The sequence below is a fragment of the Streptomyces sp. MnatMP-M17 genome, from assembly GCF_900091995.1.
Classification (GTDB): Bacteria; Actinomycetota; Actinomycetes; order Streptomycetales; family Streptomycetaceae; genus Streptomyces.
Map to the genome: position 1 here is coordinate 1 of NZ_FMDK01000077.1, position 1,684 is coordinate 1,684.

Sequence of the window (1,684 nt, forward strand, 5' to 3'; positions counted from 1 at the left end):
CGCGCCGTCGCCGCCGTGTCGAGCGCAGCGAGCCGAGGCCCACCGGCGCCGCTCCCGATGGTGGTCGCGGCCGTGGTCGTCGTCATGGCGGCAGTCGCCGCGCCGAACACGCCCTCGGCACGCGGCGCGGGCACGGACCCGTACGCGTACATCCCGCCCGGCGCGGGCGGAAGCGCGGCCTGGGTCGGGCCCGGTGGCAGGGCGGGCGTCGTCACGCCGTTCGTCCCGGTCGCCTTGGCCTGTCGGCCGGATCGGCCACGGCCCGTCGAGGCCGTCCGTACACCCAGCCGTGAGACGTCTTCCGTCAGCTCCGCGAACAGCTCCGTGTCCGTGACCCGCAGCTCAGGCCCGAACAGCGTCGAGAGCGCCGGACGCGGACGGCCCGTCTGGAGCGCGACCACCTCCCGGAGCACGCCCGTGAGCTGCTCGGCCATCTCCTGCGCCGAGGAGAACCGCCGTGCCGGATCCGGGTCCGTGGCCCGTACCAGCAGCCGGTAGAAGGACTCGTACGTCCGGAACACCTCGATGTTGTCCGGATCGGGCAGCGAGTCCACGAACACATTCGTGTAGCCCTGGAAGTCGAAGGTCAGCACCGCCAGAGTGCGCGCGACCGTATACAAATCCGACGCTACGGACGGGCCGGTCTCGGCGACCTCCGGCGCCTGATAGCCGACGGTGCCGTAGATCGCCGACTCCTCGTCGTCCATCCGGCGGACCGCGCCCATATCGATGAGCTTGAGCTGATCCTCGGTCTGTATCGCGTTGTCGACCTTGAAGTCGCAGTACAGCAGGTTTCTGCTGTGGAGATGGCCGAGCGCCTCCAGCGCCTCGATGCCGTACGCGCACGCCTGCTCCACCGGCAGCGGATCGCGTCTGCCGCCCTCGGTCCGCCGCTCGTTGGCGATCTCCTTGAGGGACTTGCCGCCGACGTACTCCATGACGATATAGCCGTCCATGGAGCCGGTCCGCTGGTCGAGATGCTCCACGAAGTTGTAGATACGGACGATGTTGGAGTGCTCGATCTCGGCGAGGAAGCGGCGCTCGGAGATAGCGGCCTCCATCGCGTCCTGGTCGCCCGTGTCGAGCAGGCCCTTGAGTACCACCCAGCGGTCCGAGACGGCCCGGTCGATCGCGAGATAGACCCATCCCAGGCCGCCATGGGCCAGACAGCCCACGACCTCGTACTGCCCGTGCACCACATTGCCGGGATGCAGCTTCGGTACGAACGAGTACGGATGGCCGCACTTGGTGCAGAAGCCTTCCGTCCTTCCCGGGCGGTCACCGCGCGCGCGGCCCACCGGCGCGCCGCAGTCGGAGCGCGAGCAGTACCGCTTGCGCTCGGGCACCTCCGGACGCTCCATCACCGCGGACCGCGGGTCCGGACGCGGTACGTCCGGTACGGAGACCAGCCCGGCGCCCAGCCGGTTGCGCCCGGACGCGGCCGTGGACGAGCCCGAACTGCGCACCGACACCGAACGGGACGACAGCCGGCCCGAGAGCGCGCGCGACAGCCGGCCCGAGACCGAGCGCCGGGAGGTGGAGGAGCGAGAGGTCGAGGAACGCGACGAGCGCGCGGAGGAACGGGACGAGTCCCGGGAGGAGGAGCGCGAGCCGGAGCGCCCGGAGCCGCCGCTTCCCGAACTGCTTCCCGAACCGCCGCTCCCTGAACGGCTGGCGCTCTCCC

At 70.7% G+C, this 1,684-nt stretch carries 1 protein-coding gene; it reads right to left on the bottom strand.

Annotated features, from left to right (window positions below):
* Nucleotides 1–1,684: serine/threonine protein kinase (locus tag GA0115259_RS04090; RefSeq protein WP_237539750.1), on the bottom strand; the 1,684-nt coding region annotated here is incomplete at both ends.